Source organism: Halococcus sp. IIIV-5B (genome assembly GCF_003602035.1).
Lineage (GTDB): Archaea > Halobacteriota > Halobacteria > Halobacteriales > Halococcaceae > Halococcus > Halococcus salsus.
Map to the genome: position 1 here is coordinate 43,814 of NZ_QZWE01000018.1, position 17,947 is coordinate 61,760.

General features: G+C 67.9%; 22 protein-coding genes. 11 read left to right on the forward strand and 11 right to left on the reverse strand.

The genetic code is table 11. From position 1 onward, the window contains the following. The first annotated feature begins 1 nt into the window (after nt 1). From D3261_RS12760 to lrpA1, 3 genes are all read left to right on the forward strand, one after another. Nucleotides 2-946, forward strand: a complete 945-nt coding sequence (locus D3261_RS12760; protein WP_120072953.1) for a thiamine pyrophosphate-dependent enzyme — start codon at nt 2-4, stop codon at nt 944-946. Nucleotides 947-1,139: 193 nt separating this feature from the next. Next, nucleotides 1,140-1,967, forward strand: coding sequence for a hypothetical protein (locus tag D3261_RS12765; protein WP_120072955.1), 828 nt, complete (start codon nt 1,140-1,142; stop codon nt 1,965-1,967). A gap of 174 nt (nt 1,968-2,141) precedes the next feature. Beyond that, entirely contained in the window at nt 2,142-2,570 is a 429-nt protein-coding gene (lrpA1, locus tag D3261_RS12770; RefSeq protein WP_120072956.1) for an HTH-type transcriptional regulator LrpA1, read from the forward strand. A gap of 27 nt (nt 2,571-2,597) precedes the next feature. On the opposite strand, the gene D3261_RS12775 is transcribed toward lrpA1, so the two are convergent. Together D3261_RS12775 and D3261_RS12780 are read right to left on the reverse strand one after the other, a co-directional pair. After that, a complete protein-coding gene (locus D3261_RS12775) occupies nt 2,598-2,834 on the reverse strand; it encodes a DUF3194 domain-containing protein (protein ID WP_120072958.1) in 237 nt (78 codons plus the stop codon). After that, nucleotides 2,835-3,248, reverse strand: coding sequence for a prefoldin subunit beta (locus D3261_RS12780; protein ID WP_120072960.1), 414 nt, complete (start codon nt 3,246-3,248; stop codon nt 2,835-2,837). It abuts the gene before it with no gap. A 132-nt stretch (nt 3,249-3,380) separates the two neighbouring features. Here D3261_RS12780 and D3261_RS12785 point away from each other — a divergent pair, with 132 nt between their 5' ends. Next, complete coding sequence (locus D3261_RS12785; RefSeq protein WP_120073018.1) at nt 3,381-3,677, forward strand: hypothetical protein; 297 nt, start codon at nt 3,381-3,383, stop codon at nt 3,675-3,677. A gap of 69 nt (nt 3,678-3,746) precedes the next feature. Here the strand turns inward: D3261_RS12785 and D3261_RS12790 are convergent, their stop codons facing one another. From D3261_RS12790 to trkA, 6 genes are all read right to left on the reverse strand, one after another. After that, nucleotides 3,747-4,010, reverse strand: coding sequence for a KEOPS complex subunit Pcc1 (locus D3261_RS12790; protein WP_120072962.1), 264 nt, complete (start codon nt 4,008-4,010; stop codon nt 3,747-3,749). A 1-nt stretch (nt 4,011) separates the two neighbouring features. Next, nucleotides 4,012-4,146 carry a DNA-directed RNA polymerase subunit P gene (locus D3261_RS12795; protein WP_007695916.1) on the reverse strand — a complete coding sequence of 45 codons (135 nt, stop codon included), beginning with the start codon at nt 4,144-4,146 and terminating at the stop codon, nt 4,012-4,014. Beyond that, complete coding sequence (locus D3261_RS12800) at nt 4,143-4,406, reverse strand: 50S ribosomal protein L37ae (RefSeq protein WP_120072964.1); 264 nt, start codon at nt 4,404-4,406, stop codon at nt 4,143-4,145. The genes D3261_RS12795 and D3261_RS12800 overlap by 4 nt, the downstream gene beginning before the upstream one ends. A gap of 61 nt (nt 4,407-4,467) precedes the next feature. Then, on the reverse strand, nt 4,468-5,196 hold the full coding sequence (locus tag D3261_RS12805; protein WP_120072965.1) for a DUF2103 domain-containing protein: 729 nt from the start codon (nt 5,194-5,196) through the stop codon (nt 4,468-4,470). A 38-nt stretch (nt 5,197-5,234) separates the two neighbouring features. Next, nucleotides 5,235-6,587, reverse strand: coding sequence for a tRNA pseudouridine(13) synthase TruD (gene truD, locus D3261_RS12810; protein ID WP_120072967.1), 1,353 nt, complete (start codon nt 6,585-6,587; stop codon nt 5,235-5,237). A gap of 7 nt (nt 6,588-6,594) precedes the next feature. Next, complete coding sequence (trkA, locus tag D3261_RS12815; RefSeq protein ID WP_199694004.1) at nt 6,595-7,926, reverse strand: Trk system potassium transporter TrkA; 1,332 nt, start codon at nt 7,924-7,926, stop codon at nt 6,595-6,597. Nucleotides 7,927-8,073: 147 nt separating this feature from the next. Between trkA and D3261_RS12820 the strand changes: the two genes are divergently transcribed. The 6 genes from D3261_RS12820 (at nt 8,074) to D3261_RS12845 (ending at nt 13,311) form a co-directional block, all read left to right on the forward strand. After that, nucleotides 8,074-9,183: a tRNA (guanine(26)-N(2))-dimethyltransferase gene (locus D3261_RS12820; RefSeq protein ID WP_120072969.1), complete on the forward strand. Its 1,110-nt coding sequence runs from the start codon at nt 8,074-8,076 to the stop codon at nt 9,181-9,183. Between the two features lie 61 nt (nt 9,184-9,244). Next, nucleotides 9,245-10,084 (forward strand): YihY/virulence factor BrkB family protein, encoded by an 840-nt coding sequence (locus tag D3261_RS12825; protein WP_120072971.1) that lies wholly within the window; start codon nt 9,245-9,247, stop codon nt 10,082-10,084. 92 nt (nt 10,085-10,176) lie between these two features. Then, a complete protein-coding gene (locus tag D3261_RS12830) occupies nt 10,177-10,992 on the forward strand; it encodes a YihY/virulence factor BrkB family protein (RefSeq protein WP_120072972.1) in 816 nt (271 codons plus the stop codon). Between the two features lie 67 nt (nt 10,993-11,059). Then, on the forward strand, nt 11,060-11,920 hold the full coding sequence (locus tag D3261_RS12835; protein ID WP_120072974.1) for a YihY/virulence factor BrkB family protein: 861 nt from the start codon (nt 11,060-11,062) through the stop codon (nt 11,918-11,920). Beyond that, entirely contained in the window at nt 11,917-12,399 is a 483-nt protein-coding gene (locus D3261_RS12840; RefSeq protein WP_120072975.1) for a ribonuclease BN, read from the forward strand. The genes D3261_RS12835 and D3261_RS12840 overlap by 4 nt, the downstream gene beginning before the upstream one ends. Further along, the gene (locus D3261_RS12845; protein WP_120072977.1) at nt 12,400-13,311 is read left to right on the forward strand and encodes a phosphatase PAP2 family protein; all 912 of its coding nucleotides are present in this window, start codon (nt 12,400-12,402) and stop codon (nt 13,309-13,311) included. Nucleotides 13,312-13,368: 57 nt separating this feature from the next. Here the strand turns inward: D3261_RS12845 and D3261_RS19780 are convergent, their stop codons facing one another. Then, nucleotides 13,369-13,845, reverse strand: a complete 477-nt coding sequence (locus tag D3261_RS19780) for a hypothetical protein (protein ID WP_147464975.1) — start codon at nt 13,843-13,845, stop codon at nt 13,369-13,371. 166 nt (nt 13,846-14,011) lie between these two features. Then, a complete protein-coding gene (gene glnA / locus D3261_RS12855) occupies nt 14,012-15,382 on the reverse strand; it encodes a type I glutamate--ammonia ligase (RefSeq protein ID WP_120072981.1) in 1,371 nt (456 codons plus the stop codon). Between the two features lie 125 nt (nt 15,383-15,507). On the opposite strand from glnA, the gene lrp reads away from it, so the two are divergent. Then, complete coding sequence (lrp, locus tag D3261_RS12860) at nt 15,508-15,966, forward strand: HTH-type transcriptional regulator Lrp (protein WP_007695947.1); 459 nt, start codon at nt 15,508-15,510, stop codon at nt 15,964-15,966. Between the two features lie 219 nt (nt 15,967-16,185). Here lrp and thsA read toward each other — a convergent pair whose 3' ends face one another. Then, a complete protein-coding gene (gene thsA / locus D3261_RS12865; RefSeq protein ID WP_120072983.1) occupies nt 16,186-17,871 on the reverse strand; it encodes a thermosome subunit alpha in 1,686 nt (561 codons plus the stop codon). Nucleotides 17,872-17,947: the final 76 nt, after the last annotated feature.

Consider the following 17,947-nt stretch of genomic DNA (forward strand, 5'->3'; position numbering starts at 1 on the left):
CATGAGTGCATTCAGCGCCATCGGCAGCGGGGAACAGGACGAGGAGATCGACCGCGACGCGTTCACACCGGGTATCGAGCCCCAGCCGACGTGGTGTCCGGGCTGTGGTGACTTCGGTGTCCTCAAGGCCCTCAAGGGCGCGATGCCCGAGGTCGGCCGGTCGCCGGACGAGACGCTGCTCGTCACGGGGATCGGTTGCTCGGGCAAGCTCTCGAGCTACTTCGACTCCTACGGGATGCACTCGATCCACGGTCGCTCGCTCCCGGTCGCGCGAGCGGCGAAGCTCGCGAACCCCGACCTCGAAGTCGTCGCGGCGGGCGGCGACGGCGACGGCTACGGCATCGGCGGGAACCACTTCATGCACACCGCCCGCGAGAACCACGACATGACCTACATCGTGTTCAACAACGAGATCTTCGGGCTCACGAAGGGTCAGACCTCGCCGACGAGCCCGAAGGGTCACAAGTCGAAGACCCAGCCCCACGGCTCGGCGAAGGACCCCGTGCGACCGCTCTCGATGTCGCTCTCGGCCGGGGCCTCCTACATCGCCCGGACCGCGGCGGTCAACCCCCGCCAGGCCACCGAGATCATCACCGAGGCCATCGAACACGACGGCTTCGCCCACATCGACTTCCTGACCCAGTGTCCGACCTGGAACAAGGACGCGAAGCAGTACGTGCCCTACACCGACGTCCAGCAGTCGGAGGACTACGACTTCGACGTCACCGACCGCCGCGAGGCGGCCGAGATGATGCACGAGACCGAGGACAAACTCCACGAGGGCGAAGTCCTCACCGGCCGGTTCTACGTCGACGAGGACCGCCACTCCTACGGCCAGGAGAAGCGCTCGACGGGCGAGATGCCCGAGGAGCCGCTCGCCGAACGCTACTTCGACGACGACTACGAGTGGGAGCGCAGCTACGACCTGCTCGACGCCCACAAGTAACACCGCGCGCCGAACTCCCGGAATTCTTCGCTCCGACCCGGCTGCACCGGTTCGTCCCGTTACCGTATCACGATTCGAGCGGAGGCACCGTGTCGAGAGCCGGCGGTCGCGTCGGTGAGAGGGTGCGCGACTCCTGCGGAGCGGTGAGGGCGTGTTCCCGAGGGGTTATCCCGAACGCCGCGGATCGGTATTCATGAGCGTGCTCGACCGCCTGTACCAGCCGGCGTACGTCGGCGAGAACCGGTGCTTCCCCTGCACCACCGTCAACGTCGGGATCGCCCTCCTGCTCTCGACCGGGTTGCTGCTCGTCGCCGGTGGGGTGGTCGTTCCGGTGGGCGTCCTCGTGGCCTCGATCGCCGCGATCCACTTCCGCGGCTACCTGGTTCCGGGCACGCCGGAGCTCACGAAGCGGTATCTCCCCGACGGCGTGCTTCGGTGGTTCGACAAAGCACCGACCCCGGCATCCGCCCCCGGGGACGATAGCGACGGGGTCGACGTCGAGGGGCTTCTCGTCGCCGCCGACGCGCTCGAACCCACCGCGGACGGCTCCGACCTCCGCCTCACCGAAGGGTTCCGAGCCGCGTGGCACGAGCGCATCGGGCCACGGCGATCGACGGCCATCGAGGAGACCCACCTCGCGAACGCGCTCGGCATCCCAGAGCACTCCGAGACCCGTGTCGTGCCGGACGACGACGCCTTCGTCGCCACCACCGCGACCACCCTGATCGCACAGTGGCCGTCCCACACCGCGGCGCTCGCCGACGTGACCGCCGCGGACGCGCTCGACGAACGGCTGCCGGGATGGGAGCGGCTCGAACCCGCCCGACGGGCGGACGTCCTGGCCGCGCTCCGCCTCTTCCTCGACCGATGTCCGGCCTGTGAGGGACCGATCGACACCAGCGAGGGCCACGTCTCCTCCTGCTGTCGCTCCTTTCAGGTGCTCACCTTCTCGTGCACGGAGTGTGGCTCCCGACTCTACGAGATGGACCTGGACCGCTTCGAGGCCACGGCGGCCGAGTGAACCACTCCGAACACGACCCGACGAACCGCGACCGTCGGGAGTCTCAGGGAAGTCGGTAGCGAACGGTCGTCCGGCGACACGACTGCGAGGATCCGGAAGCCGAGGGGTGTGTTTCGGCCAAAAGACGGGTTTCCGATTCGGAAGATATTTTTTCACCGACGCCAATTACTACTCATGAGCGTCGATTCGACCGAGGACCGCATCCTCTCCGTTCTCGAAGAGGATGCCCAGGCCTCCTATGCGGCTATCGCGGACCGAGCGGGGGTCTCGAAACCCACGGTTCGAAAGTACATCGACAAACTCGAAACCGACGGGGTGATCACGGGCTACTCCGCCGACATCGACCCGAAGAAGCTCTCGGGACGTTCGATCGCGCTGGTCGGCATCGAGGTCGAGAGCGGGCGGTACGTCGAGGCGGTCCGCGCCATCGAGGCGCTCGACGAGGTCGAAACGCTCTACTCCTCCAGCGGCGACCACATGCTGATGGCCGAGATCCGCGCCCCCGACGGCGACGCCGTGGGACGGGTGATCTCGGACAAGATCCTCTCGGTCGAGGGCGTCACCGCCGCTCATCCCTCTTTCCTCCAGGAACGCCTCAAGTAGCGAATTTTTCCGTCGGCGAAGTCGCTCTCACTCGTCCTCGAACAGATCGTCCACCGCCGACTCCGCCGCGAGCACCGCCTCCTCCGCGACCAGTTCCGGATCCGGGTCCGCGGGCGCGTCGAGGTAGACGTCGACGTCGAGAACGCCGTCCTCGAAGCGCACCGTGACGTCGAGGTCGCGGATCGCCGATTGTTTGTAGCGCGAGAGAACCAGTCCCTCGGCGGCGTCGCTGGCCGTTTCGACCACTTCCTCGTCGGTCGGCATCTATCCGCCGGCGCTCGGGCCGGGCCCCATCCCGCCCGGGCCGCCGGGACCGCCCGCACCCGGACCGCCACCGCCGCTCAGCATCTCCTGGAGCTCGCTCTGGAGGTCCTCGAACTGCTCGCGGACGCGGTCCTCCTGCTTCTGGAGCGTCTCGACGCGGACTTCGAGGCTGGAGACCTTGTCCTCGAGGTCGTCTTTGGCTTCGTCGTACTCCGTCTCGATGAGGAGTTCGCCGACCTCGCGGTACATCGTGGCGTCGCCGTCGAGGTCGTCGAGTTCGTCGAGCGCGGTCTGTGAGGAGGTGAGCGTGCTCTCGGCCTGCTGTTTCTGGGCTGCGACCTGCTGGGCGCTGTCCTGAAGGTCCTGGAGCTGCTCGATCTTCTCCTGTGCTTCCGGCGGAAGGTTACCCTGCATACTGCCTCCGTGGCCGTCCGGAGGGAAAAACCCCTGCTTTCGGGACCACGCCGCGTCGCGAGAGCCGGATCGTGTCCGGACCGAATCACGGACGTATATACCGTCGGGCATCCGTTGAACACCGAGAGCGTCGTGAGCCCGGACCTATCCCTCGTCGTAGCAGTCGTCATTCTGTTCACGCTCAGTATCACGAGTATCGTCCTCGGTTTCACCGGGGAGCGTGTGCGGACGGCCAGCGGCAAGCGAGTCGCCGGCTTCGGGCTGATCTTCCTCGCAGCTGGGATCCAGTTTTCCGTCGCCAACGGTTTGCTTCGCTCGTCGCTCCTGACCAACGGAGTCGCGGGGGTGAGCCTCGTCGCCGGCTGCGTCGTCGCCGGCGTCGCCTGGTATCAGACCAGGGACGAGAGTCGGATCCGAAGACGAGAGTGACCATCGACCCGTGTGCAGAGGGACAACGGTACTCGGGAGGAACGGCGGTGTCCAGGAGAAACAGCGGCGTTAGCGAGATCCCGACGCATCCGCTCCGGCCGCCGCACACCGCTCGGCGACACCGACCAACGAGAGCCAGGTGTTCTGGCCCGCCCGGAGCGCGACGAGGTCCGCCGCGTCGATGGTGATCCGGATCTCGTCGCCGTCGCGCGCGAGCGTCGCCGTCGTCCGGTCGCCCTCGATGTCGCCGACCTCGGGCGCGAGGCTCCGTTCGACGAGAGCCGCGTCGCTCGCGGCGTCGTAATCGAGCGTCAGAACCGTCTCGTGGCGCACGCTACTCGACGTCGACTTCCTTGACGTCGCGGGCGCGCTCCTTCAACAGGACGCGGTGTCCGCAGTAGGGACATCGAACGCCGCCGTAGTCGTCGAGTTCGACGTCGCGCTTGCACCGCGAACACTTGTAGCTCACTCGTCGTTCTCCTCGGCGAGCGCCGCCCGGATCGAGCGCTTGACGGTGCGGCCACCGGGCGTCTCGGGGCGGTAGGCCCCGCCGGCGAACGTCTCGCCGGTCTCCTCGTTCTTCCAGATGCCCGTCCCGACGCGGGTCACGTCGTCGCCGTCGACCGTCGCGTCCTCCATGTCGGCCTCGATCTCGGCGACGCGTCGCCGCGAGACACGGCCGTACCGCGCGCCGAACCGACCCGCACTTCCGGCTTTCTTGTTGACCATAGTGGATCCCGGTAGACCGGCGCGCGGCTAAAACCCTTCGTGTTCGTCGCGGTGGCCGGTCTCACGCCGCCCGAAAGCCCGCCTCGTCGAGGCCGGCGTTCAGGTCCCCACGAACCCGCTCGCCCTGGGCGCGGTCGGCGGCGGTCGTCACCACCCGCACCTCCTGGACGCTCGAACCGTCCCGAACCAGTAATCGGACGTTTCCCGTCCCATCCGCCCGGGTCGCCTTCGCTCGGACGCCCGTGCGCGACCCACGACCGCCGGCGTCGATCGGTCCTGGAATGACTTTCTTGACGTGGGGATGGTCCGCGGCGAGGCGCACGATCCGCTTGCCCGCCCGGCCGCCGACCAGCGTCGAGTGGCTCCCGCCCACCTTCTCGCGCGGCGGGGTCTCGACCACTTCGAGCGGGACCTCGCCGCTCCGCTCGACCACCGCCCGCACCGGGTCCCCGTCGGGGTCGGCCACCCGCCGGAGGTCGTAGTGGAGCTGTGCACGCAGGGCCCGCAAGACGTCGCGGTCGCCGGTCGCGTACACCTCCTCGGGTCGTTTTCGATGTATCTCGTCGGCGAGCCGACCCGCGAAGTTCCGGCGCTCGCGCTTCTCGTTCTCGCCCGATTCCTCGACCGTGGTCACCGTCCACGTCCCGACGCGCTCGCCGTCGAGCAGACTGGTGACGGTCGCGCGCTCGCGACCGACCTCACAGACCACGCAGTCGGCGTTGGCGGTGTCACACGCCAGACAGAAGTCGCCGGCGCGGTCGAGCGAGCCCCCACACCGACGACACTCCATGCTCGAACTGGATCACGAAAACGGATAACCCGGTCGTTTCAGCCCAGGTTTCGTGGGTCCGTCTTGCAGAACTCGCGGAGCACCACGGTCGCGTAGGACCCCTTCGGCAGCCGAAAGCCGAACGTGAGCGGGTCGCGCTCGATCGCCAAGTCGGTGCGGACCAGTATCGCCCGCCGGGTGCCCGTCGAGTGAAACTCCCCCGGACGGTCGAAGTCCCCGGGTTCGATCCCGACCTCGTCGAGCACCCGGCGCTCGATCTCGCCGGGTTCGCCCTCGGCGAGGTCGGTCTCGGTCCCCACCAGCGGCGCGGTGACGAACGCCCGTCCACGCGCCGTGTGGCGGTTCACGGTACCGACACGGTCCGACGTGACGCGCTGCTCTCGGTCGGGGTCGGGCACCGCGAGGTCGTCCCGCCCGCCTTCGTCCGTGAAACACACCACGTCGCCCGCCACCGCCGCGTCGAACGGCAATCCAGCGTCGAGCCGCGCCGAGAGGATCCGGTTGAAGACGAATGACTGCGCGGCGTTGACGAACAGCCGCTGGAGGTTGGTGGGGGCGGTTTCGAGCGCCGCCCGGTAGTCCGTGGGACCGTCGGCTCCGTCCTCGGCCAGCCGGTGGAGCATCGCCCGCTCGAAGCCCAGCCGCCGCGGGAACCGGTCGAGCGCGCCGGCCCAGTCCTCGTCGCCCGCCGCCGCCACTTCGTCGTCCACGAACCCGCGCGCCTCGCGGGTGCCGGGGGGTTCGGCGTCGTCCGGCCTCCCAAGATACGCCACCACCGCCCCCTTCCAGTCGTCGCGGGCGACCGCGAGCCCCACCTCGTGGGTCACCGGCCGGAGGCTCCCGAACCGCTGCTGGCCGAAGTAGTTGGGAAGGCCGACCGTCCCGTCGTCCCCCCCGCCGAACGCCCGGAGGTCGTCGGCGATCGCCGCGACGGGGTCGGTGTCGGCGTCGCGAACGACGACCTCGAAGGCGTTGCCCGCGAGGTCGCCGAACTGGAGCCCGCGGCCCGCCCGGCCGACCATCTCGAGTTCCACCCCGTCGAAGTCGACCTCGTCGAGCGCCCGAGGATCGCCGTTGCGCACCGAGAACAGCTGAGTGGTCACCGCGCGTTTGTCCTTCGTCCCCGCCCAGTCGACCCGCTCGCGGCTGATCTCCAGTCTATTCGAGAGCGCCCGTGCGAAGTCGTTGGTGTCCCAGTTTTCGAGCGTGGCACGGACCACGACGTGCGGATAGGGACCGGGGTCGGCGTCGAGCGGTTCGAAGCCCGTCGTTTCGAGTTCGCGCACCCGGAAGTCCGCCGGTTCGGCACGGATCGTCCCGCCGACGCCGTCGGCGTCGCTGACGTAGTGGGCGATGCCGACCGCGCGTTCAGTTGGGTGGGCCGGTCGCATCCAGCGCTCAGAGCGCCGCCGCGACCTCGTCGAGGTCGTCGGTGTCGACGAAGGCCACGACGTGGTCGCCGGTCTGGATCACGGTGCCGCCACGGGGCGTCCGGAGCGTGCCGTTGCGCACCACCGCGCCGATCACGAACCCGTCGGGGAGGTCGAGCGCGACGTCGCTGAGCGAGTCGCCGGCGAGCGCGCTCCCGGACTCGACGGTGATCTCGAGGACCTCGGCGCTGTCCTGTTCGAGCACCGCGGCCTCGTCGGTGTAGCCCCGCGTCACGCGGGTGGTCTGGCGCGCCACGACGGTGTGGGGCTGGACCACCACGTCGACGCCGGCGGCCTCGAACAGGTCGCCGTAGTCGGCCTCGTCGACCACCGCTGCGGTGTACTCGACACCCATGTCGCGCGCGAGCAGCGCCAGCACGTAGTTGGTCTCGTCGTCGAGCGTGCCGACCAGGAGGTCGGCGTCGCCGACGTCGGAGTCGGCGAGGAACGAGAACGACCGCACGTCGCCCTCGACCACGGTGGTCCGGTCGAGGCGCTCCTCGAGCGCCGCGACACGCTCCGAGTCGTGGTCGATCAGTCGCGGTCCGTACTCGCTGCGCTCGAACGCTTCGGCGACCTGGATGCCGACCTCGCCACCGCCGACGATCACGATATCGTCGTCGGTATCGAGCGAGTCGCTATCGGTGAGCGCGTGCGCGAACCGCCGCATGCTCGATGGGCTCCCGATCGCCACCACGCGGTCGCCCGCCTCGATCGTCGTATCGCCGCTCGGGATCACGACCTCGTCGCCGCGGAGCACGCCCGCGAACGTCAGCGAGGGGTACTCGTCGCCCTCCTCGACGGTCTTGCCGGCGATCGGCGCGTTCTCGTCCACCTCGAACTCCGCCATCTCGACCTGGCCCTCGACGAACATGTTCGTCGCGAGCGCCCCCGGCAGCGAAACCGTCCGGACGAGCGACTCGGCGGTGAGTCGGTCGACGGAGAGCATCATGTCGACCCCGAGCGCGCCCTCGAAGTGCTGCCAGGTCTCGTAGAGGTCGGGCGATTTCACCCGGGCGATCGTGCGCGCGTCGGTGACGTTTCGCGCCGCGCCACAGACCATGACGTTGACCGCGTCGTCGTCGGTGCTCGCGATCACGACCTCGGCGTCGCGGATGCCCGCCTCCTCGAGCGTATCGAGCGACCGGCCGTCGCCCGTCACACCGGTGACGCCGAAGTCGGTCACGAGACGCTCGATGTCCTCCTCGTCCCGGTCGACCATCGCGATGTCGTGGACGTCCGCGAGGTCCTCGGCGATGTGGGTCCCGACGTCGCCGGCCCCGACGATCACTATCCGCATACGAACTCACTCATGTGTGGCTCGTCCGGCGGGTGTCATTAAGTGCGTTGTGTTCGTTGGGGTATCGAACCAGGGAGGCTCGTCCCCGCTCGACGGTCGTCGCTTCAGGACGCGCCGCTTTTCGCATTCGGCGTCCGAACCCCGACCATGCACGTCACGGAGGGCGAGGTCGAGCTCGTGGTCCCCGAACAGCCCGAGTCGGGCGTCGGCGACGCGGTGTTCTTCAACCCCGTCCAGGAGTTCAACCGCGACCTCACGGTCGCCGTGCTCCGAGCCCACGAAAGCGAGGCCGACCGCGACCGGCTGTCGTACCTCGACGCCAACGCAGCCACCGGGGCTCGCGGGGTCCGGGCGGCGAACGCGGGCTACGACGCCACGCTCTGCGACCACGACACCGACGCCGCGGCGCTCTGTCGGGAGAACCTCGCGCGTAACGACCTCGACGGCCGGGTCGAGGAGCGGAACGCGAACGCGCTCATGCACGAGGAGCGCTTCGACGTCGTGGACCTCGATCCCTTCGGAACGCCGATCCCGTTCGCCGACGCGGCCTTCCGGAGCGCCGCGGACCTCGTCTGTGTGACGGCGACCGACACCGCGCCGCTCTGTGGGGCCCACCGCGAGAGCGGGGTCCGGTCGTACAGCGCCCTCCCACAGAACACCGAGTATCACGCCGAGATGGGACTTCGCGTGCTCCTCGGCGCGTTGGTCCGCACCGCCGCCCGCTACGACGTCGCCGCGACGCCCGTACTGAGCCACGTCACGAACCACTACGTCCGGACCTACCTCTCGATTTCGCGCCGTGCGACCGACGCGAACGCCGCCGTCGAAAAACTCGGTTATATCCACCACTGCTTCGCGTGTCTCGACCGTGAGTCGGAGAGGGGACTGATCGCCCATCCACCCGACGCCTGTCCGACGTGCGGGGAGTCGGTCGCCACCGCCGGCCCGATCTGGCTCGGACCGACCCACGACGCCGAGTTCGTCGATCGGGTTCGCAAACAGGTCACCGGCGAGCTGGGGACCGCCTCGCGGGCGTTCGACCTGCTCGCGACGCTCGACGACGAGCTCGATATCCCCACCCACTACGACCAGCACCGGCTCTGTCGGCGGTGGGGCCGGTCGGCGAACGCGATGGACGAGTTCCTCGGGTCGCTCCGCGAGGCGGGCTACCGGGCCTCGCGCGCGCAGTACGGCGGCACGACGTTCAAGACCGACGCGACGGTCGAGGAGATCGAGGCCGCGACCGACGGTGCGTGAGCGGCGGGCGGACGGACCGCGAGAGCGGACCGTTCATACCGTCGGGCTCTGAAGCCGGGGTGTGCAGGTCGAGGCCAGTGGACCGAGAACCGAACGCCTGACGTCGGTCGCGAGGACCGTCATCGCGGTGGCCCACCAGCGGCAGGTCACGCTGATGGCGGCGAGCCTCGCGTACTACCTCTTCTCGGCGCTCCTCCCGTTGCTCCTGTTCTCGGTGATCGCGCTCTCGACGCTCGGCAACGGGAGCCTCGCGTCGGTGATGCAGGCCGCCTCGGGGACCGTGCTCCCGAGCGGGGTCTCGATCCCGAACCAGTTCCTCGCCAACTCCAACGGTCGGCTCCGGGCGGGGGCGCTCGGGGCGGTCATCCTGGTCTGGAGCGCGCTCCGGACGTTCGGGGCGGTCGACGGTGCGTTCGCCGCGGTCTACGACGAGCGCGAGGCGGTCTCGTTCGCCGGGAAGGTCGTCGACGCGGCGGTGGTGTTCGTGGCGGTGGCGCTCGCGGTCGTCGCGTTCGCGGTCGTCGGGGTCGTGCTCGCGAACACGGTCGCGAACCGGCTGCTGTTCAGGCTCGTGACGCCCCTCTTCTTGCTGGTCGCGCTCGTGGTCGTCTTCGCGCCGCTCTACTACGTCCTCCCGGAGGTCGAGGGAGTCTCGCTCGCCGAGGTCCTCCCCGGAACGCTGCTCGCGGCGACGGTCTGGACGGCTTCGGCGGTCGTGGTGCGCCTCTACGCGACGACGTCGAGCAGCGTCCACCTCTACGGCGTCGCCGGCGGCGTGTTGCTCGTGCTGACCTGGCTCTACGTCGGCGGGCTCGCGCTGCTGGTCGGTGCGGCGCTCAACGCCGTGCTCGCCGGGCGGGTCGACCCCGACGCCGAGTGGATCCCGGATACGTCCCTCTGACGACCGGTTTCGACGCCGGCGGGGTCGACGGACCATCGGAAACGTCGGCCACGAACGACGGTGTACTTACGTTTTCGCGCCCCAGACCAGCCGTGCCGAACGCCGACAGGGTCGTCGAGGTCGTCGCCGCCATCGTCGCGCTCGGGCGGCGCGAGCGGATGGTGCTCACGGCGGCGAGCCTCGCGTACTTCGCGTTCATCTCGATGGTCCCCTTGCTCCTGTTGCTCGTGGTTGCGGTGACGGCGCTCGGGGGTAACGAACTCGCGATGCGGGCGGTAGGTCGGGCGACGACCACCCTGACCCCCGAGAGCGCCGACCTGCTTCGCGAGATCGTTTTCAGCGCGGCCGACCGCGACCGGGCGACCGTCATCGGCGTCGCGGTCCTCCTCTGGGGCTCGCTGTTGACCTTCAGGTCGCTCAACACCGCCTTCGCGGGGATCTACGGCACCCACGGCGAGCCCTCGATGCTCTCGACGCTGCTCGACATCGTGCTCGTGTTCGTCATCATCGTCGCCACCGCGGTGGCGCTGGTGCTCGGCGGCGTCGGGCTGTCGGCGTTCGTCGAGACACGGCTCTGGCAGACCGTCGGCCCGCTGGTGGTGTTCGTCGTGCTCGCCATGGTGTTCGGGCCGCTCTACTACGTCCTCCCGGACGTCGACGTCGGGTTCACGGAGACCCTCCCCGGCACCACGTTCGCGGCCGCGGCGTGGACCGTGCTCCAGTGGCTGTTCGGCTACTACACCCAGGTATCGGGATTGACGCGACTCTACGGCGCGGCGAGCGCCTTCCTGTTGATCATGGTCTGGCTCTACGTCGGCGGGTTCGTCCTGCTGGTGGGCGCGGCGCTCAACGCCGTGCTCGCCGACCGGGTCGACCCCGACGACGGGTGGCTCCCCATCGAGCCGTAAGGCCGGGCCGCGGCCGGGACGAGCGGGTTCCCGCTGATTTATATGGCCGTCGGCCGAAACCGGGTTCGTGAGTACCAGCGCACGCGTGACCTCCTTCGGTCGGACGTTCGTCGGGGAGGTACAGGACAAGGAGATCACGTTCATCGCCGCGAGCACCGCGTACTACGCGTTCGTCTCGCTGATACCCCTCTTGTTGCTCTTGCTGGTCACGATCTCGGTCGCCGTGAACCCGGCGACCGCGAACCGGATCGTGACCTCGGCGACCACCTCGCTCCCGTCGAGCGCCCAGAGCCTCGTCCAGAGCGCGGTCGGCGGACAGAGCGGGGCCGGCGGGGCGACGATCGCCAGCGTGCTCGTGTTGCTCTGGAGCGCCCTCAAGCTGTTCCGTGGGCTCGACACCGCGTTCTCGCGGGCCTACGGTCGTGAATCCGCCGGGATCGTCGGCCAGGTGAAAAACGGGATCGTCACGCTGGTCGCGGTGATCCTCGGTGCGGTGGTGGCGGTCGGTATCGGTGCGGCGGTCTCGTTCTGGCCGGTCGAGATCACGGTCGCCGGGGTCTCCGCGGTCGCGGTCGTCGGAACGCTCGCGACGCTGCTCGCGCTCGGGATCGTGCTGTTGCCGTTGTACTACTTCCTCCCGGGCGACGACGTGACCGTCCGCGAGGCGATACCGGGGGCGGCGTTCGCCGCCGTCGGCCTCACGGTGCTCCAGGTCGTCTTCCGGATCTACGCGGCCAACGCGGGGAGCTACGAGGCCTACGGCGTGCTGGGAGCGGTGTTGTTGCTCGTGACGGTACTCTACTTCGCGGGAATGGTGGTGTTGCTCGGTGTGGTGTTGAACGCGGTCCTCGCGGGGCGAGCGGCCGGTTTCGAGGCGTCGAACGACGGTGGACTCGCGGCGCGGTTGAAGACAGGTGGTCGACAATGAGCCGAGAACCCGAAACTGACGACGAAACCCGAACCGAGAACGAGACCGAGGCGACGGACGCGACCGACGTCGGCGACCCCGTTCGAGAGGGGGCCGACGCGTCGGCGAGCCGCGACCGGACCGCGACCGTCGACGACGTCGAAACCCTCCGGAGCGACGTGGTGGCGTTCGCCGAGGAGGTCGAAGACCGGATCGTCAAGCGCAACGACCTCGAAAGCGAGCTCAAGGGCTACGTCCGTCGCCGCCAACGCCGCGGCCACGCCCGCGGCTGGGGACCGTATCTCGTCCTTCTTTATGGAACGGCGATGACCATCGGGGCCTTCTTCTACCTCGAGGGTGGGTGGGCGATCCTCGCCATGCTCGTGGTCTGGCTCTCGACGCTCGGGCTCTACGCCCTGATGGTGTTGGTCGGCTTCGGCGTCGCGGCGCTCGGCGCGCCCGGACGGGTCGCCGACCGGGTTCGGGACTTCCGTTCGTAGATGCGCGGCGTCGGTCTCACCGAGGCCCTCCAGCGGCTGCCCGACGTTCTCGCGCCGGTCTTCGCGCTCCTCACCCAGCTCGGCGACGTCTGGTTCGTCTTCCTCGTGCTGGTACTGCTCTACGCGGCTGGCGAGCGCCTCCCGGTCCTCGGCGCACCGCGAAGACGGGTCGCGTTCGTGCTCGGGCTCGTGCTCGGCGGGATCGCCCTCACGACCGCGCTGAAAGCGATCTTCGGTTTCCCCCGACCGCCAGCCCCGGCCTCGGTTCCGGGGGTTCGCTACGTGCCGGGCCTCCTCCGGGGCGCGTACGTCGAGGCGGCGACCGCGACCGGCTACGGCTTCCCGAGCGGTCACGCCCTCCTCTCGACGGTCTTCTGGGGTGGGCTCGCGAGCGCGCTCACCGTCGGCAGCCGGCGGGCCCGCGCGGCGGTCGCCGGGTGCGTCGTGGCGGTGATCTGTCTCGCACGGCTCGTCCTCGGGGTTCACTACGCCGTCGACGTCGTCGTCGGGGTCACGATCGGGCTGGCCTATCTCGGGGTCGTGGTCGGGCTGGCGGGTGGCCGCACCCGAGCCGCCTTCCGGATCGCCGCGGTCCCCGCCGTCGTCTGCGTGCTCGCCGGCCCGGTGACGTTCGACGACGTGTTGATCCTCGGGGGCGCGCTCGGCGCGCTCGGCGCGTGGGAATTGCTTGGATCCCGGGTTCCGAGCCGGCTTCCATCCGTTGCGATCCTCGGGCTGGCGGCCGGGATCGCCGTGCTCGGCGGCCTCTTCGGGGTGGTCTACGTGCTCGAACCGCCGCTCGTCGTGACCGGGGTCGCGGCCGCCGCCGTCTTCGGCGGACTGCTCTCGCTCCCGGTGCTCGCCGAGCGTATCGGAGGAGAGTTTGCTTCCACTGGATCGGAAAGCACATGAAAAAGGATCAGGAGCAACGCACGAATGGGGACTATGGGATTCCGTTTCGAGAGGTAGCTACCCCTCAGATGGTGAAACCTCGGTCTCGGTGAGACGGATCCCGCGATCCGAGAAGATCGATTTCGCCTTCTCGAACTCCGCTTCAGCACCGTTTCGGGTCGAAGGGAGAGTGAACGACCGTCCCGTCTCCTCACCATCTACGTCGTAGTAGACGACGAGGCCGGGAGGTGCGAACGTCCCACCTTCGTAGTAGCCAACCCTCGTGATCGACCCGAGTGGTATCACGCTCGCTCTGGTTTGTCCTGCTGTGTACGCAGCTAGGCGGATGATTACATGAGAGAGCGCGAAAAGACCACCGATCAGGAGAACGACACCGATGCCTACTGCTGGAATACGGGGAAAGACAAACACGACGTTTAGTAGTGTTACGAGCCCGACCGATCCCATCAGTATTCGATAGAGAGGTCCTCGATCATACCACCGTCTGAGGAGCCTGCGAACCCCGTGTTCGAGCCGTAGCTCGTCATCCGTCACGACACAGCGCCCGAGTTGTGTCTGAAAACTCTCCATGTCTGTGCGGTCGTGTTTGGAGCTACTATCCTAAAATCACGGAGGTAGATCGACTGATGCGGCTGCTATCATCGCAGTCAAAAAAAGGGTGAAAATCGAACGGGAAGCGGCTCAGCACCGGCAACCCGATTCAGAACGTTTCGAGGTAGCGCTCCTTCTCCCACTCGCTCACCGAGACGTGGTAGTCGGTGACCTCGGCCTTCTTGGCTTCGAGGAAGGACTCGGAGATGTGGTCGCCGAGCGCGTCGAGGACGACGTCGTCGGCTTCGAGCTGCTCGACGGCGGATTCGAGCGTGGTCGGCAGGGTCTCGATACCGTACTCCTCGCGTTTCGCCTCGTCGAAGTCGTAGATGTTCTCGCGAACCGGGTCGGGGGCCTCGTAGCCCTCGTCGATCCCGTCGAGACCGGCGTGGATGAGCGCCGCGAAGGCGAGATACGGGTTGCACGAGGGGTCGGGGAAGCGGGCCTCGATGCGGCTGGCGGCCGGGGTGCGTGCGGCCGGCTTGCGGATGAGCGCGGAGCGGTTGCGGTCGGACCACGCGACGTAGACGGGAGCCTCGTAGCCCGGCACGAGCCGCTTGTAGCTGTTGACCGTCGGGTTCGAGACCGCCGTGATGGCGGGGGCGTGTTCGAGGACGCCCGCGAGGAACTCCTTCGCCGTGCCGCTCAGGTTGAACTCGTCGTCCTCGTCGTGGAAGGCGTTCTCGCCGTCCTCGAACAGCGACATGTGGGTGTGCATCCCCGAGCCGTTGATCCCCGCGATGGGTTTGGGCATGAACGTCGCGTGAAGTTCGTGTTCGGCCGCGATGGCGCGGACGACCGACCTGAACGTCGCGACGTTGTCGGCCGTCGAGACCGCGTCGTCGTAGGTGAAGTTGATCTCGTGCTGGCCGCGGGCGACCTCGTGGTGGGAGGCCTCGATCTCGAAGCCCATGCTCTCGAGCCCGAAGATGATGTCCCGGCGGACGTCCTGGGCGAGGTCCTTCGGCGCGAGGTCGAAGTAGCCACCCGCGTCGTTGGTCTTCGTCGTCGCCCGCCCATCCTCGTCCTCCTCGAAGAGGAAGAACTCGGGTTCGGGGGCGAAGTTCACGTCGTAGCCCATCCCCTCGGCGCGGTCGACCGCGCGCTTGAGGACGCCGCGCGGGTCGCCCTCGAAGGGTTCGCCGGTGGAGGTGTCCATCACGTCACAGATGAGGCGCGCGGCCGCGCTCTCCTCGGTGCGCCGCCACGGGAGGACGGCGAAGGTCGAGGGGTCGGGTTTGAGACGCATGTCCGATTCCTGGATCCGGACGAAGCCCTCGATCGAGGAGCCGTCGAAGTAGATCCCCTCCTCGAAGGCCTTCTCGGCCTGCGAAGCGGGGATGGAGACGTTCTTCACCGTGCCGAGGATATCGGTGAACTGGAGCCGGAGGAAGTCGACGTTCTGTTCGTCGATCTGGTCGAGAACGTGTTGGGCTTCCGTCGAGAGGCCACCGTCGGGGACAGAGGTTTCGTTTGTCATACTTCGTGCCTACTCGGTGGGATACCGGCCGGAGTAAAAGGATTGCTGTTCTTCGCAAATATTGAGAGCCGGCTCAGAATTGGATATTCGTAAAGTTTTACTATCCACACCTATCACGGGTAGATATGACGTACGAGAACCTCGACACCGAACTCATCAACGCACTGCTGGGCGACGGCCGCGCGAGCCTCCGGAGCCTCGCCAACCAGCTCGATGTCTCGGTCACCACGGTTTCGAACCACCTCGCGGACCTCGAATCCGAGGGTGTGATCCGGGACTACTCGCCCGAGATCGACTACGACGCGCTCGGCTACGACGTCACCGCCGTGATCCAGCTCAAGGTCGAGGGGAGTTCGCTCCCCGAGGTCACCGACCGCCTCCGCGACCACCACCAGATGATCTCGGTCTACGAGGTCACCGGCGACCACGACGTCGTCGCCGTCGGGAAGTTCAAGGACACCGACGACATGAACGACCAGATCAAGAGCCTCATCACCGAACCCGACGTCAAGGAGTCGAACACCAGCGTGGTCCTGAACGCCGTGAGCGAACACGAGCAGTTCGAACTCGACCTCGAAGAGTAAGCCGACCTTCGCTCGCGTCCCGACCGAACCGTCGAAACACCCTTTTTCGGTTTCGTCCGCGCCGAGCGACCGCTTCGGACGACCGAGAACACGGCGGCGAGTTCGAGAACCGAGGCGAGGCTGTCGCTGGCGAATCGAGGCTGGAAAAATTCGGTCGGTCGTGGCGCGATACGGTCAGCGGTGCGGTCGGTGTGGGTGCGTGTAGTTGTTCCCGAACGTCTACATCATGCCGCCCATGCCACCCATACCGCCCATGCCGCCCATACCGCCCATGCCACCCATACCGCCCATGCCGCCCGCGGGCGGGCCGCCGTCGTCGTCGTCGTCGCCGGTCTGGCCGCCCTTGAGGTCGCCCGCAGCGATGACGTCGTCGATGCGGAGGATCATCACGGCGGCCTCGGTCGCGCTCTCGATGGCCTGGGTCTTGACGCGGAGGGGCTCGACGACGCCGTCGGCCTCCATGTCGACGACCTCACCGGTGTAGGCGTCGAGACCGGTCGTGGTGTTGCCGGCGTCGTGCTGGCTGCGGAGGTCCACGAGGGAGTCGATCGGGTCGAGGCCGGCGTTCTCGGCGAGCGTCCGGGGGATGATGTCGATGGCGTCCGCGAAGGCCTCGACGGCGAGCTGCTCGCGGCCCCCAACGGAGTCGGCGTAGTCGCGCAGGCCGAGCGAGAGCTCGGTCTCGGGCGCGCCGCCGCCGGGGAGGACCTTGCCGTCCTCGAGCGTGACGCGCACGACACCCAGGGAGTCCTCGATGGCGCGTTCGACCTCGTCGACGACGTGCTCGGTGCCGCCGCGGAGGATGAGGGTCACGGCCTTCGCGTCCTCGACGTCCTCGACGAAGATCCGCTGGTCGCCCGCGATGTCGCGTTCGGCGACGTTGCCGGCGTAGCCGAGGTCCTCGGCGGTGATGTCGTCGAGGTTCGAGACGACGCGTGCGCCCGTCGAGCGTGCGAGCCGGGTGATGTCGCTGGACTTGGCGCGGCGCACGGCCAGGATGCCCTCCTGGGCGAGGTAGTGCTGGGCCATGTCGTCGATGCCCTGCTGGCAGAAGACGACGTCAGCACCGACGTCGACGAGCTGGTCGACCATCTCCTTCAGCTGCTCCTCCTCCTGGTCCATGAACTGCTGGAGCTGGTCGGGGTCGGTGACGTTGACTTCGGCGTCGATCTCCGTCTCCTTGACCTCCATCGCGGAGTCGAGCAGCGCGACGTTGGCGTCCTCGACGAAGTAGGGCATGTTGTCGTGGACGCGCTCCTTGTCCACGATGACGCCCTCGACGAGCTCGGACTCGTCGACGCTGCCGCCGACGGTCTTCTCGATCGAGACGTTGTCGGTGTCGATGCCGTCCTCGTCGACCACCGCGGTGACGGCCTCGACGACGAGCTCCGAGAGCAGGTCGCGGGCGCTCTCGGCACCCTTGCCCGTCATCGCGGTCGCGGCGATGTGTTCGAGGGTCTCGGTGTCGCTCTCGTCGACCTCGATCGCGGTCTCCTCGAGGATGTTCTTGGCCTCTTCGGCCGCCTCTCGGTAGCCCTGGGCCAGTGTGGTGGCGTGGATATCCTGGTCGAGGAGGTCCTCGGCCTTCTCGAGGAGTTCACCGGTCTCGACGACGGCGGTCGTCGTCCCGTCGCCGACCTCGTCCTCCTGGGTCTCGGCGACCTCGACGATCATGTTCGCGGCGGGGTGCTCGATGTCCATCTCCGAGAGGATGGTGACACCGTCGTTCGTGACGACGACGTCGCCCGCGTCGGAGACGAGCATCTTGTCCATCCCTTTCGGGCCGAGCGTGGTGCGTACCGCCTCAGCGACGGCCTGACCCGCCGTGATGTTCATCGACTGCGCGTCCTTTCCCGAGGTCCGCTGCGAGTCGTCCGAGAGTACGATGAGGGGCTGGTTGCCCATTTGCTGAGCCATAGTCACCTACCGATTGATTGGAGTTCTACATAAAAGTGACGGAAACGGTCGCTCGGATCGCGCC

Coding starts and splice junctions, on each gene's coding strand:
- D3261_RS12840 (WP_120072975.1), top strand. CDS start 11,917: ATGAGCCGAGAACCCGAAACTGACGACGAAACCCGAACCGAGAACGAG.
- D3261_RS12775 (WP_120072958.1), bottom strand. CDS start 2,834: ATGCCGACCGACGAGGAAGTGGTCGAAACGGCCAGCGACGCCGCCGAG.
- D3261_RS12820 (WP_120072969.1), top strand. CDS start 8,074: ATGCACGTCACGGAGGGCGAGGTCGAGCTCGTGGTCCCCGAACAGCCC.
- truD (WP_120072967.1), bottom strand. CDS start 6,587: ATGCGACCGGCCCACCCAACTGAACGCGCGGTCGGCATCGCCCACTAC.
- D3261_RS12765 (WP_120072955.1), top strand. CDS start 1,140: ATGAGCGTGCTCGACCGCCTGTACCAGCCGGCGTACGTCGGCGAGAAC.
- trkA (WP_199694004.1), bottom strand. CDS start 7,926: ATGCGGATAGTGATCGTCGGGGCCGGCGACGTCGGGACCCACATCGCC.
- lrpA1 (WP_120072956.1), top strand. CDS start 2,142: ATGAGCGTCGATTCGACCGAGGACCGCATCCTCTCCGTTCTCGAAGAG.
- D3261_RS12760 (WP_120072953.1), top strand. CDS start 2: ATGAGTGCATTCAGCGCCATCGGCAGCGGGGAACAGGACGAGGAGATC.
- D3261_RS12845 (WP_120072977.1), top strand. CDS start 12,400: ATGCGCGGCGTCGGTCTCACCGAGGCCCTCCAGCGGCTGCCCGACGTT.
- D3261_RS12780 (WP_120072960.1), bottom strand. CDS start 3,248: ATGCAGGGTAACCTTCCGCCGGAAGCACAGGAGAAGATCGAGCAGCTC.
- D3261_RS12800 (WP_120072964.1), bottom strand. CDS start 4,406: ATGGTCAACAAGAAAGCCGGAAGTGCGGGTCGGTTCGGCGCGCGGTAC.
- D3261_RS12805 (WP_120072965.1), bottom strand. CDS start 5,196: ATGGAGTGTCGTCGGTGTGGGGGCTCGCTCGACCGCGCCGGCGACTTC.
- thsA (WP_120072983.1), bottom strand. CDS start 17,871: ATGGGCAACCAGCCCCTCATCGTACTCTCGGACGACTCGCAGCGGACC.
- glnA (WP_120072981.1), bottom strand. CDS start 15,382: ATGACAAACGAAACCTCTGTCCCCGACGGTGGCCTCTCGACGGAAGCC.
- lrp (WP_007695947.1), top strand. CDS start 15,508: ATGACGTACGAGAACCTCGACACCGAACTCATCAACGCACTGCTGGGC.